Below are 13,141 nucleotides of genomic sequence, written 5' to 3'. Positions count from 1 at the left end.
GGCAAGCGGTTTCCCGAGTTCAATCGGGCAGGAGAACCTCATGCAACTGAAAAGGAATCGGATTCTATTCGTCGCATCCATCACCATGATCCTGCTCGCAGGACGTTCATTCGCGGCCGAAAGCACACCGGCAGGTACTGTGCAGGCGTCGGTTTCGACGGGCGGCAACTCCGAACTGGGAGGAGGAGCGATTTGCCCGATCGCTGACCCGCCGTGCCAGAACCAGCCGCCGAGCGACTGTCTGGGTGGCAGCTCCTCCGGATTATGCCGTGTGAAATCGGTCATCTTTAATCCGGCCCTTCCGAACCTGGTAGAGGTTGAGGCCTGCGGCTGTGTCGATCAGGGGACCTGCGGCAACATTCAGGTGCAGGGTGACATCGTTCGATGTATCGGCGCCTGTCCCGTTCCACCGCCGGGCAACGAGTGCCAGGTGTTTATCAACGGCATGCCCAGCGGCAGCGCATCCGTGATTTTTACCCAGTATCCACCGGGGACTCGCTTTGAGTGCGGTTGCCACTCGCCACCGCCCGCTTGTGTACCCCTCACGGACGGCTCCGCCTGTGCGCCGACCGTCTGTCCGATCGCGGGCCAGGAGTGTCAGCCGAGGTGCATTCTCATCGGCTTCGACGGCGTGCCGCGCGTGACGGACTGCGAGTGCGGCAGCCCGAATGAGTGCCACGCGGAATTGTTCGCGGGCGCCACGGTGCCCGAGTGCATCGGCGGGTGCCCGCCGGGCCAGGTTTGTATTCAGCGCGTTTTTGCCACGCCCGAGGGAACGCAGTATTGCTGCGAATGCGTGGACGATCCGCCGTTCTGCGAGCCGACGACGGACGGCCAGGATTGCAAGCCGTTCGCGTGTCCGGTCGCGGGAGAAAACTGCAAACCGCGCTGCGTTCGCATGGAGGCCAATGGCGGCTTCACCGTCAGAGAGTGCGATTGCCGCGGCGCCGAGGAGTGTCATGTCGAGTTCTTCCCGGGTGTGACGCCTTTCTGCGAAGGTACCTGCCCGCCGGGATTCACCTGTGTTCGCAATGTCATTCAGAATGCCGACGGCTCGTTCGACGTGTGCTGCGACTGCATTCAGCAGTCCTGTGAGTGCCCCGGCGACGTCAACGGCGACGGCATTCTGAACGGCCTCGACATCGCCGGATTCGTGCGATGCTTCCTGGGCATCCCGATTCCCGCGGACAACTGCGCATGCGTCGATGTGAACGGCAACGGCATCTACGATGCCAACGATATCGCCGTATTCGTCGATCTGGTCCTCAGCAAGGCGGACTGCGAAGATACCCCTTGCTGTCCGGCGGAAGACGCGATGATCAATCTCGCCACCGGCGTTGCGGCGGACGGATCGCTGATTCCCGTCGGCAATGACGACGACGAGTGGATCGTCACGCAGGACGCGAGCGGCGGCGCCACGCCTCGCCCGGCGACGGTCGTGACACCTCATACCGCGTGGGTCACCATTCCGGGCACGCAGTGGATTTCGGCGAACTACTTCGGCCCGAACGGAACCTACGGCTACCGGTTCTGCTTCTGCCTCGATGACCGATTCAGCAATCCGCTGCTCACACTTCAGTGCCGGGGCGACGACAACGGTCAGGTATTCCTCAATGGCAACTTCATCGGCAACACCGGGGCATTCAGCTCCGCGACACCGGCCACCCTCAGCACCAATAACCCCGCTTTCTTCCAGCCGGGAGAAAACTGCGTCACCGTCATCATTGAAAACATCGGCGGCGCGCCGACCGGCTTCAACATGGCCGGCACCGTCACGGCCGACGACGGAAAGTGCTGCTGCGAGCCGCTCGATTTGAGCAAGAACGTGGCCTCCGGCGTGTACGACAACGGAAGCGGATTGATTCCCATCGGGCTCGACGATGACACGTGGCGAGTCACGGTGGATCCAAGCGGTGGAATCACGCCGCGACCGGCCACCGTCATTACGCCGCATCCGGCGTGGCTGACGATTCCCGGCACGCAATGGATCAGTGCCGCGCAGTATGGCCCCAACGGCGTTTACCACTACGACTACTGCTTCTGCCTCGATCCGCGATTCAAGAACGCGACGATGGTTCTCGATCTGCGGGCAGACGATTACGCGGAAGTGTGGCTCAACGGCGTGCAGGTCGGCGCGACGCCGAACGGCTGGGCCTTCAACACGCCGCAGCCCACGCATGTCATCGTCACGAATCAGTCGCTCTTCAGGGCATGCGAGAACTGTCTTGAGATTCGCGTGACCAACGGCGGCGGCGTTGTCACCGGCTTCAACATTGCCGGTTACATCACGGCCGAGGACGGTCTCTGCTGCGACGACCGCCGTTACTCGTGTTGCGACGGACCGAACGGGTGCATCAACCTTCCGGCGGGTGTCTCGACGTGTCCCGATGGCACGCCCGGTCAGCTTGGACCGTGTCAGGCGGAGTTGCCGTGTTGTCTGCCCGATGGATCGTGTCAGCAGCTTGACCCTCGCTGCTGCGAGGCCGAGGGCGGCACGGTACTGACCGGCGGAACGCTTTGCGAGGGTTCGATTCAGGCGTGCTGCGTACAGGACCCCGTCCTCGGGCCGTACTGCCAGGACGCTGACCCTGTCTGCTGCGTCAATCTGCTTGGCGGCATGCCGCAGGGTCCCGGCACATTCTGCATGGGTGATCTCGACGGCAACGGCATCGACGACGCCTGTCAGCCGCCGGCGCAATGCGGCGTGAATCCAGCGACGGGTCAGTGCAATCCGACGCAGTGTCCGATCTCAGGGCAGGAATGTCTTCCAACATGCGTGCTCGTGGAGGCGTCGACACAACAGGTGATTCAGGTCGTCTCGTGCGACTGTAAGAGTCCGAATCAGTGCCATATTGAACTGAGCCCGGCGCCGTCGGTGCCGATTTGCGTGGGTGGATGCGGCATCGACGCGCTCTGCTCGCGAACTGTTACGGACCACGGAAACGGGACCCAGACGATTTGCTGTCAGTGCATCGTGCCGTAGCCCGCATATTTCATCAGTGATCTTCGAATGGTGATGGACGGAGTTTTTCGGCTTTGTGCGTGAGCGGAGGGACGAAGGTGGAGGTTGGAGCGCGCAGGGCCCCCTTACCCCCAAGCGGTGATCAGGTTGTTTTTCGGGTCATGATGGGGCGGGCGGGATCAGGCGGAGTCGTGGAACCAGGGATCGCCACAGGTCCTGCAGGGGGCAGCTGCTCGACAGTCGCAGTACGACGCGGCGCACGGAGACGACCACCCGCGCGGCGACCTTGAGGAGTTTCAGGCGAATGGTGTTCACCTGGGCCTCGGCCAGTTCGGTGCCGGCCAGGGCCGTGCGGCGCAGCGTTTCCACCAGGACGTAGGCCGCCGAGGACAACAGCAGCCGGAACTGATTGGCCAGGAAGGCGTGGCAACTGGTGCGATCGGCGAAGAGCCCGAGCTGCTGCTCCTTGATGCGGTTCTCCATGTCGCCGCGGGCCGTGTACAGACCGTCGTAGATATCGTTCGGCGTGCGGTCGGTCAGGTTGGTCACCACGAATCGAACGTTGGGCCCCTGAACCAGCCGCTCGGCCTTGACGATCACGCGGCGCGGGCGATCCCAGGTCTGCGCCGCGTACTCGATCTCGTGGAAGTTCCGCACCTTCTGCTGCGTGGTGGCGAACTGGGCCTCGGCCGCCTGCATGAAGGACTCGGCCGCTTTCTCCAGGACGGTGTTGCGGGCCAGGCCCAGCACGTACTTGACGCCGTGCCGGTCGCACCATTTCATCATTCGCCGGCGGCAGAAGCCGGAATCCCCGCGGACGATGATCCGCACCCCGGGCCACGCCTGTCGCAAGCGCTGCACCAGCAGCTTCAGGATGGGCCAGGCGTGATGGGCCCCGTCGATGTTGCTGGGCCGCAGGTAGGAGACCAGCAGCCGCGAGCCGCAGAACACATACAGCGGTAGGAAGCAGTGGTGGTCGTAATAGCCGTGGAAGAAGCGGCCTTCCTGGTTGCCGTGGATCGGATCGTCGGTCGCGTCGAAGTCGAGGATCAATTCCTCCGGCGGCGATTCATAGGACGCGATGAACTGCTCCACCAGCACACGCGACATTCGTGCCAGGTCGCCGCGCGTGACGCGGTTCTCCAGCCGGCACAAGGTCGGACTGCTGGCCAGCGGCTCATCCGCGCTCGGCGGCCGCCCGGTCAGGACCGCCAGCACGGGATCGCTCCGCAGGGCTTGATGGTCGTTGAGATCTTCGTAGCCCATCGCAATGGCAAAGATGCGCTGGGCCAGCATGACCCGCTGGTCATGTTGAATTCGGGCCGGATCACGCGGGTCGTTGATGACCCCGGCCAGTTGATCGACCAGGCCCAGACGCCGCTCGACCTCCCGAAGCAGCAGACCCCCGGCGTCTGAGGTGAGCGTTCCGCCTGTGAAATCGGCCACGATTTTCTTGCGGCCGAGACTGGAAAAGAACATCGGTTTGCTGTTACAGTCTGTCACGAAAAAGCCTCCCTGCCTATGGACCGGAATGTTCTTACGAAACCCCAGTCTACAAGGCTTCGAGGCTTTTTCTATTCCTATTCAACGCCGACCTGATGAAATATTCGGGGTAGGGACATTACCGCCCAGGGTACGATGGAAGTGATATAGGCGAGCCGCGACGACGCGCAGGCGCAGCACAAAGTGGCGCGTCGTCGATCAGTGATGCTGCACGGATCCGCCAAAGCTCAGATGGCGGAATTCGGGTAGCCATAAGAAAAGCCCGAACGGGTGTACCGTTCGGGCTTTCTCATTGAATCAGATTGTCGCGACGAACTGAAGCGTCTCAGTCTTGCGTTTGTTGAATCGGCAATCAGTTCGTCGGGGCGACCTCTTGTCCGGCGCCCTGACGCTCCTCGAGCATGACCTGCTTCCGAGAAAGCTTGATGCGGCCGGTGTCGTCAACGAGGATGACCTTGACCTTGACGATGTCGCCGACGTGGCACACATCGGTCACGCGCTGCACGTAGTCGACGGACAGTTCGCTGATGTGGCAAAGGCCGTCCTGGCCCGGAGTCACTTCCACGAACGCGCCGAATTCCTTGATGGACGTGATGCGGCCGGTGTAAATCTTGCCCACGCGGACGCCTTCGGCGATCTGCTCGACCATTTCGTAGGCGCTCTGGGCTCCGGCGGCGTTGACGCTGGAGATATAGACCGTGCCGTCGTCCTGAATGTCGAGCTTGGCGCCCGTCGTGGCTTCGATTGCCTTGATGCCCTTGCCGCCCGGGCCGATGATCTTGCCGATCTTGTCCTGGGCCACCTTGATGGTCAGCAGGCGCGGGGCGTAGACGCTGATCTCGGCGCGCGGCTGGCGAATGGCCGAGAGCATGTCCTTGAGGATCTTCATTCGGGCCGAGCGGGCCAGTTCGAGCGTCTCGACGATCTGCTTCTGGCTGATGCTGCGGGCCTTCAAGTCGAGCTGGACGGCGGTGATGCCGACCTGCGTGCCGGAGACCTTGAAGTCCATGTCGCCGAAGTGGTCTTCCTCGCCGAGGATGTCGACCAGGAGTTTGTAGCGATCGCCGTCATGAACCATGCCGACGCTGATGCCGGCGACGGGATGCTTGATCGGAACGCCGGCGTCCATGAGCGCCAGCGTGCCGCCGCAAACCGAGGCCATCGACGAGGAGCCGTTCGACTCCATGATGTCGCTGACCAGTCGAATCGTGTAGGGGAACTTTTCCGGGCTGGGCAAAACGGCCTGCAGCGACCGCTCGGCGAGATTGCCGTGGCCGATCTCGCGGCGACTGACGGCGCCGAGGCGCTTCACTTCGCCGGTGCAGAACGGGGGGAAGTTGTAGTGCAGCATGAACTTCTTGCTGTACTCTTCGAGAAGATCATCAACGGTCTGCTCGTCGCGCGAGGTGCCGAGCGTGGTGACGACCAGTGCCTGGGTCTCGCCGCGGGTAAAAAGGGCCGAGCCGTGGGTGCGCGGCAGGATGCCCACTTCGCTGATAATCTGCCGGATATCCTCTGGGCCGCGGCCGTCGGGCCGAATGCCGTCGTCGAGAACCATCTTGTGATAGAGGCGCTCTTCGACCTTCTGAATCTCCGCCTTCACGTCATTCTTGGTGTACTTAAGGTCGGTCGCGCCCTCCGGGCAAAGCTCGGTGATGATCTTGTCATACACCGCATCGACGGCGGCGTAGCGCTCCTGCTTGCCGTTCGTCTTCTTGGCGCCCTTCAGATCGAGCTTGGTGCAAAGCTCCTCCACGCGGCGGGGCATCGTCTTGTCGCGCTCCGGCGGCGTCCAGGTCTTGGCGACGTTGACCTGCTCGCCCAGATTCTTGATCATCCCGCAAATCTTCTTCACCGCATCGAAGCCGAAGGCAATCGCCTCGGCGATGATCGCCTCAGGCAGCTCGAAGGCCGCGACTTCGATCATGTTTACCGCATCGACGTGGCCGGCCAGGATGACTTCGAGGTCGCTGTTGGCCCGCTGCTCGACGGTCGGGTTCAGCACGAACTGCCCATTCACCCGGCCGACGCGAACGCCGGCGGTGGGGCCTTCAAAAGGCAGCGGGCTGACGACGACCGCCGCCGAAGCCCCGCACATGGCCAGGACGTCGGCGTCGTTTTCCTGATCCGAAGAGAGCACCATGCACTGGATCTGCACCTCGTCGATGAAACCATCGGGAAACAGCGGCCGCATTGGTCGATCAGTCAGCCGCATGGTCAGGATTTCCTTCTGCGTCGGACGGGCTTCGCGCTTGAAGAAGCCGCCCGGAAACTTGCCGGCGGCGTACATCTTTTCGCGATAGTCCACGGTGAGCGGGAAGAAATCGACGCCCTCCCGCGGTGGGCCGGAGACAACGGTGCACAGCACGATCGTCTCGCCATAGGTGACCAAAACAGAGCCCGCCGCCTGCTTGGCCAGCTTGCCCGTTTCGAATTTCAAATTTCGTCCGCCGATTTCCGCTTCAACACTGTACGTCTTCATCATCCAACCTACTTTTTCTGCACGACATTAATTCCAACACACGACTTTGCGTCACTACGATTATTGAACGTCTGTCTGCCCGCCGGCTGTTGTCGGCCTGCGGGCCTGTTTTCCTGATTTCTCCGCTGCCCGGAGAGCAAGAAGTCTGATCGGCGATTCGCCTGCAATTTGAGGCGCACACTCAGCGCAACGGCCCATACATGCACGATTGCCTTTGAGCGGGAATGGCGGAGGTGCTGATTGCCGACCCCGATGGCCGGCGCCGACTACTTTCGCAGACCGAGGCTGTCAATGGTCTTCTGGTACTTCTCGCGGTCCGTGTTCGTCAAAAACTTCAGAAGGCTTGAGCGAGCGCCGACCATCTTGAGCAGGCCGCGGCGCGACGAGTGGTCCTTCTTGTGCGTCTTAAGGTGGTCCGACAACTGGCCGATGCGCTCCGTCAGAAGGGCGATCTGGACTTCGGGCGAGCCCGTGTCCTTGTCGTGACGCCGATACTTTCCTACCAGTTCCGTCTTGCTCTCTGCCGTAAGCGCCATGTGGGTTTCCTGCGGGTGTCGGTCTCGCTTCTACTCTTACCATGTAGAAGCCGCGGGGCCTTGGCGGCTGCCGCGAAGTTCTGGGATCACCTTAATCCTACTAGCCTAAGCCAACTTTTCCCGTCCCGCAAGTGGGTCTTAACCCATTGGGCAACATTAAGTTAATGGGCGGGGCGGCGCAGGCACTGGGACAACGGCGGGGCCTTGCGGCGTGGCCCAGGTTACCCGGGCAGTCTGGGCGGCCTTGACCATGGCCTTTCGGAAGCGAATGACCAGGATGATGGCCCAGATGCCGAATACCAGGGAACCGACGCCGACGAAGCAACCGGCGAAGGCGAGCAGGCCGGCTGGCGCCGGGCCGCCCGGTGCAATAGACGAGAGCACCGCCATCACGATGCCGCCTACCATGACGACCACGATTCCCCACATGACCGTGCGGCAACTGCGGGCCAGCAGGACATCCGGGATTCGGTTCGCCAGTGAAATGGCATACAGGAAGATGGCGAACATTCCGACGATGCCCACCAGCGCGGACACGACGCTGATTCCGGCGGCGATAAGGGGAACCGTGACGACCAGTGACTGAGCGATCGGCGAGGCGAGGTAATTGAACACCGCCGTGCCGCGAACGATTTTTCGCACCGAGGTCGGCTTTTCCGGCTCGATGTTGCCCGGGTCGGGTGTCGTGAACATCCAGTAGCCGACGAGACCGACGGCCCCCAGGCAGAGCTGCATCAGGGGAATGGCGATCGTGTTGAACTTCGCGCCTCCGGTCCCGCCGATCATCATCGTCACCGCCTCGATGATCATGCCTGTGAAGATGGCGATGATGACGGAGGCGATGATCCAGTTCATCCCGCTCGCGAGCTTTTCCACCCACTCGGGATCGCTGTATTGAAGCAGGTCGCCGTGCAGCGACCGGCCGACGGCGGTGCCGCACTCCGGGCACTTGCCCACCGAGGGCAACGTGCGCAGGTTGTAGCCGCAGCGCCGGCATGCGACGTCGACGGCCACGTTCCCGGCGGCGTCGAGCTTCGCGGCCGCACTTGTGGATAGGGGCCTTTGAGTAGGAACAACAGGCGGCGGATTCATGGGATTCCTCCTTGGGTAGGTGACGACCGCGGCGCATACGATTGGCATGTGTCCCGGGCAAGTTGGGCGGCCTTCCTGAATGCTGCCCGCAATCTGACCGAGATTTGAATTGCCCAGGCCATTCTGAAAATGGTTAGGAGCGCGGCCGAATACAATATGATCATGCGATTTGCTGCAAGAAATGTACTGCCCGCTCCAAAAATCCCGATGGAATCCACAAGCTCGCTAAGAATCATCGTAACGATCAGAAACACGGCGAATCGGCGGCAGGACTTTGCCAACAACTCGTCTGGAATCCTTAGCAATAGAGCGTTAAGGCAGGACAGCATCGCGACAACAAAGCCGATGGAGATGGCGAGAATGAGAATGTCAACCGAATAATGCACTATGGCGATAGAACCGCGCCATAACGGGCCGGATACGGCCAGGCAAAGCCATACTACAAGCAAAATCCTCGCTATCTTCCTTCGATTGTTGCGGGCCAAATTCTCCGTTGAGGCACTGTCAGCATAAGTCATCAACCAGAATCCAATACCTCCCATGAAGGTAATGGCGATGTACAACACCCCGGTCCATTTTGCATACCTAGCGTATGTGAAGAGTAGCCCAAAGGTGACGCCCGTTACCAGTACTTGAAGAATGATGGCAACCAATACCAGCGTCGCCCCTGTCGCGAGTACCCGCACCCAGGCCGGATCGGCGTAGCGAAGATAATCACCGTGAACCGACCGACCGACGCTGGTGCCGCACTCCGGGCACTGGACCTCCATCGACAGCGTGCGCAGGTTGTAGCCGCAGTGGCGGCAGGGCAGGTCCTCGGCGATCAGACCGGCCTGATCGAGCTTCGGGGCCGCGCCTGTGGATAGCGGCCTTGCTGCAGGAACAACAGGCGGCGGATTCATGGTGCCCCACCTTTGGTGTCGAGTTGCGGCGACTTATGAGCATCGCTTGTGGCCTGGGTAAGCAATGCAGCTTCGTTGAATGCCAACCTGAGCCTGAATGAGACTCGAATTGCCCAGATCATGGCGACGATGGAGGCGAAGCCTGAGAAACACACCGCCAATGGAACTATGTTTGCTGCCGGAGATGTATTTCCGGCTACGACGATTCTGGCCAATCCCATCGTGGTGTTGAGAATTAACGATGCGACAAAGAACCAAGTGAATCTGCTCAGGGACCTGGCAAGAACTCTGTCCGGAATCCTCAACAGTAATTCTTTAACACATGACAGCAATGCGATCACACCGGCAATGAGATTTAGGTGCGCAAAGATTTCCAATGCATGCCACAAACCAGTGGCAAGGCCGCCAAGGAATTGGCTGGATGTCATTAACGCAAACCCGATGACGAGAAAGAATCGTGCTCGCCTTCTCGTTCGGTCGCGTGCATCCAACCCCCCAGAGCCTGGATCGGGAACGGTTATCAGCCACGAACCAACCCCGACAATAGCTGAAGTGACTAGCCCGCATATTTCATCAGTGATCTTCGAATGGTGATGGACGGAGTTTTTCGGCTTTGTGCGTGAGCGGAGGGATGAAGGTGGAGGTTGGAGCGCGCAGGGCCCCCTTACCCCCAAGCGGTGATCAGGTTGTTTTCGGGTCATGATGGGGCGGGCGGGATCAGGCGGAGTCGTGGAACCAGGGATCGCCACAGGTCCTGCAGGGGGCAGCTGCTCGACAGTCGCAGTACGACGCGGCGCACGGAGACGACCACCCGCGCGGCGACCTTGAAGAGTTTCAGGCGAATGGTGTTCACCTGGGCCTCGGCCAGTTCGGTGCCAGCCAGGGCCGTGCGCGCGTTTCCACCAGGACGTAGGCCGCCGAGGACAACAGCAGCCGGAACTGATTGGCCAGGAAGGCGTGGCAACTGGTGCGATCGGCGAAGAGCCCGAGCTGCTGCTCCTTGATGCGGTTCTCCATGTCGCCGCGGGCCGTGTACAGACCGTCGTAGATATCGTTCGGCGTGCGGTCGGTCAGGTTGGTCACCACGAATCGAACGTTGGGCCCTGAACCAGCCGCTCGGCCTTGACGATCACGCGGCGCGGGCGATCCCAGGTCTGCGCCGCGTACTCGATCTCGTGGAAGTTCCGCACCTTCTGCTGCGTGGTGGCGAACTGGGCCTCGGCCGCCTGCATGAAGGACTCGGCCGCTTTCTCCAGGACGGTGTTGCGGGCAGGCCAGCACGTACTTGACGCCGTGCCGTCGCACCATTCATCATTGGCGGCACCGGGACAACGGCGGGGCCGTGCGGCGCGGCCCACGACATTCGGGCGGTCTGGGCCGCTTTGGCAAAGGCCTTTCGGAACCGGAAGATCAGCAAGATGGACCAGATGCCGAAGATCAGGGAACCCAGCCCGATGAAACAGCCAATCGCCGCAGCGAAAATGGATCGACCTGTCGTAAGCGGAGAGGTCGCGGTTGTGGCTGTCGCCGTCGTCGTGGTGGTTCCCGACGCCCCGCCCACCGGCGCAGTTGGCTGAGAAACGTATCCCAACTTAGTGAGAGAACCCGAGGAGTCTGCGCCGGATTGGCCGGCTGCGGGGGAAGTAGCGGGCGCACCAGTGCCGCCCCCAGTCGCGAGGACCGCCGGACCCGCACCTCCCCCTGCGACATATGCCATGATCGCGGTCGTACCAACAGACCCGACCGACATGATCGCAAGGCCCCACATCTCCGTTTGACATTGCCGCGCCAGCACGTCGTCGGGGATGCGCAATGCGAGGACTCTTGCATAGAGGAAGATCGCAAAGATAGCGACGATGCCGACAATCCCTGAGACGGTCGAAATTGCAAGGGCAATCAGGGTTGCCGGAATCATGAGTGTCTGGGCGATTGGCGCGGCCGCGTAATTGAACACTTTGGCCATGCGAACGATCGTGCGCGGAGAAGCGGGGCTCTCCGGCTCAAGCTTGGCCGGGTCCGGCGTCGTGACTTTCCAGTAGCCTATCAGACCGATGGCGCCAAACCCAAGTTGTGCGACGGCCACGGCAGTATTGACGATGTTTGGGTTGTTGAATCCGCCAAGGACCGTTCCCACGATGATCGCAATGATCCCCGAAAAGAACCCGATGATGATCGACGCCACGATCCAGTTCATCCCGCCGGCCAGCTTCTCCACCCACTCGGGATCGCTGAATTGAAGCAGGTCACCGTGCAGCGACCGGCCGACGGCGGTGCCGCACTCCGGGCACTTGCCCACCGATGGCAGCGTGCGCAGGTTGTAGCCGCAGCGCCGGCATGCGACGTCGACGGCCACGTTTCCGGCGGCGTCGAGCTTCGCGGCCGCACTTGTGGAAAGGGGCCTTACTGTAGGAACAACAGGCGGCGGATTCATGGCACCCCTCCTTCGGTGGCCAGTGACAGGAAAATGGCTACAGATGCCGTTACCTCGGCACCCAGCTCCAGGTGACGTGCATGATCGTCCAGTAGTAGAAGGCTTCCTTGCCGACGATGACGTCGAGGGCGCCGGCCTTCTGGCCGAAGACGTAGACCGACACGCAGAGGATGAGGGCCGTGAGAATGACGAGGCCGGTGTGCAAAGTGACGAAGCCGGTGCGCGTCGTGCGCATCCAGGCCCAGGTGCTCTTGGGCGGCTCCTTCGGCGGATGGCGATCGAGCATGAAGAGCGCGAAGAAGTACCACGCCACGAAGTGCATGAGCACCCAGATGTCGAACGCGCCGGGCCCTCCGAACATGGCCAGGCCGAGGACGCCGAGCGACAAGACAAAGACCATGAAGAGCGGCCGGTGAAGTCGCCAGAGGCCCGCAAGGCCGCCGTCCACGTTGCGGGCGACGCGGTGCAGGGCGATGAGGGTGATGATGACCATGGGGATGAACATCGAGCCGAGCTTGAGGATGAAGGGCCAACTGGCGGGGAAGAAGTTCGAGAGGATCGGGTCTGCCCGGCGGATGTCGGTTGAGGCGACGTGGGCGTAGGTCGGCCAGAAGAGCGAAAACAGCAGGCCGATCTGCAGGGCCTGAAGAACGATGAGGATGCGATCGTGGGTCGCGGCGGCTTCGCGGGGCATGTCGCCGAAGGTCTTGTAGAAATGGGCGTCGTCGCGGAAGCCGTGAATGAGAAAGTAAAAGTAGAAGATGAAGACGGCGAAGATGTTGAGATTCGCCCCCACCTTGCGAAAGAGCAGGCAGAAGCCGATGCCGATGACGGTGAGGACGGCGAGCTGCACTTTGTTCTTGGGCTCGCGCATGCGCCGGCTGGACAAGAGAAACGCGAACCCGATGAAGAAGTGGGGGATGCCGAAGATGCGCATCGGCGTGGTGGTGGGGTTCTTGAACATGCGGTAGTCGCTGTGCCGGATGTTGGAGAAGTCGAGGGCGAAGACGCCGGGCCCGTATTTGTCGACGCCCCAGAAGAGGGCGGCGAGGCCGATGAGGCCGAGGGTGCAGGCCATGGCGCGGAGCCAGCTTCGGACGGTGGGGCTCTGAAAGGCGCCGAGGGAGGCTGCGGAGAGCGGGGTCGTGAGGTTGAGGCCTGCGGACTGGAAACTGGATGCGGACAAGGATGGTTCTCCCGAACGGTGGGCGATTGTTTGGATCGCCTGCGAGA

At 61.7% G+C, this 13,141-nt stretch carries 11 protein-coding genes; 2 read left to right on the top strand and 9 right to left on the bottom strand.

The window, feature by feature from the left end:
- Positions 1-40 precede the first annotated feature (40 nt).
- On the top strand, positions 41-2,983 hold the full coding sequence (locus tag HS101_06760) for a hypothetical protein (GenBank protein MBE7505974.1): 2,943 nt from the start codon (positions 41-43) through the stop codon (positions 2,981-2,983).
- 138 nt (positions 2,984-3,121) lie between these two features.
- Here the strand turns inward: HS101_06760 and HS101_06755 are convergent, their stop codons facing one another.
- The 5 genes from HS101_06755 to HS101_06735 form a co-directional block, all read right to left on the bottom strand.
- On the bottom strand, positions 3,122-4,441 hold the full coding sequence (locus tag HS101_06755) for an IS1380 family transposase (protein MBE7505973.1): 1,320 nt from the start codon (positions 4,439-4,441) through the stop codon (positions 3,122-3,124).
- Between the two features lie 376 nt (positions 4,442-4,817).
- Positions 4,818-6,947 (bottom strand): polyribonucleotide nucleotidyltransferase, encoded by a 2,130-nt coding sequence (gene pnp, locus HS101_06750; GenBank protein MBE7505972.1) that lies wholly within the window; start codon positions 6,945-6,947, stop codon positions 4,818-4,820.
- Between the two features lie 266 nt (positions 6,948-7,213).
- Positions 7,214-7,483 (bottom strand): 30S ribosomal protein S15, encoded by a 270-nt coding sequence (gene rpsO, locus HS101_06745; GenBank protein ID MBE7505971.1) that lies wholly within the window; start codon positions 7,481-7,483, stop codon positions 7,214-7,216.
- Between the two features lie 156 nt (positions 7,484-7,639).
- Positions 7,640-8,575, bottom strand: a complete 936-nt coding sequence (locus tag HS101_06740; GenBank protein MBE7505970.1) for a hypothetical protein — start codon at positions 8,573-8,575, stop codon at positions 7,640-7,642.
- The gene (locus HS101_06735; GenBank protein ID MBE7505969.1) at positions 8,572-9,477 is read right to left on the bottom strand and encodes a hypothetical protein; all 906 of its coding nucleotides are present in this window, start codon (positions 9,475-9,477) and stop codon (positions 8,572-8,574) included. The genes HS101_06740 and HS101_06735 overlap by 4 nt, the downstream gene beginning before the upstream one ends.
- Before the next feature lie 48 nt (positions 9,478-9,525).
- Between HS101_06735 and HS101_06730 the strand changes: the two genes are divergently transcribed.
- Complete coding sequence (locus HS101_06730; GenBank protein MBE7505968.1) at positions 9,526-10,071, top strand: hypothetical protein; 546 nt, start codon at positions 9,526-9,528, stop codon at positions 10,069-10,071.
- A 103-nt stretch (positions 10,072-10,174) separates the two neighbouring features.
- Here the strand turns inward: HS101_06730 and HS101_06725 are convergent, their stop codons facing one another.
- From HS101_06725 to HS101_06710, 4 genes are all read right to left on the bottom strand, one after another.
- Positions 10,175-10,330 carry a transposase gene (locus HS101_06725; GenBank protein ID MBE7505967.1) on the bottom strand — a complete coding sequence of 52 codons (156 nt, stop codon included), beginning with the start codon at positions 10,328-10,330 and terminating at the stop codon, positions 10,175-10,177.
- Positions 10,327-10,560, bottom strand: a complete 234-nt coding sequence (locus HS101_06720; protein ID MBE7505966.1) for a transposase — start codon at positions 10,558-10,560, stop codon at positions 10,327-10,329. Before HS101_06720 ends, HS101_06725 begins: the two co-directional genes overlap by 4 nt.
- Entirely contained in the window at positions 10,557-10,835 is a 279-nt protein-coding gene (locus HS101_06715) for a transposase (GenBank protein ID MBE7505965.1), read from the bottom strand. The genes HS101_06720 and HS101_06715 overlap by 4 nt, the downstream gene beginning before the upstream one ends.
- A 1,122-nt stretch (positions 10,836-11,957) precedes the next feature.
- On the bottom strand, positions 11,958-13,094 hold the full coding sequence (locus HS101_06710; GenBank protein MBE7505964.1) for a hypothetical protein: 1,137 nt from the start codon (positions 13,092-13,094) through the stop codon (positions 11,958-11,960).
- Positions 13,095-13,141 lie beyond the last annotated feature (47 nt).

The organism is Planctomycetia bacterium (assembly GCA_015075745.1).
Classification (GTDB): Bacteria; Planctomycetota; Phycisphaerae; order UBA1845; family UTPLA1; genus UTPLA1.
Note: the sequence above shows the minus strand (reverse complement) of the source record. Positions and strands in the feature narration are given on the sequence as shown.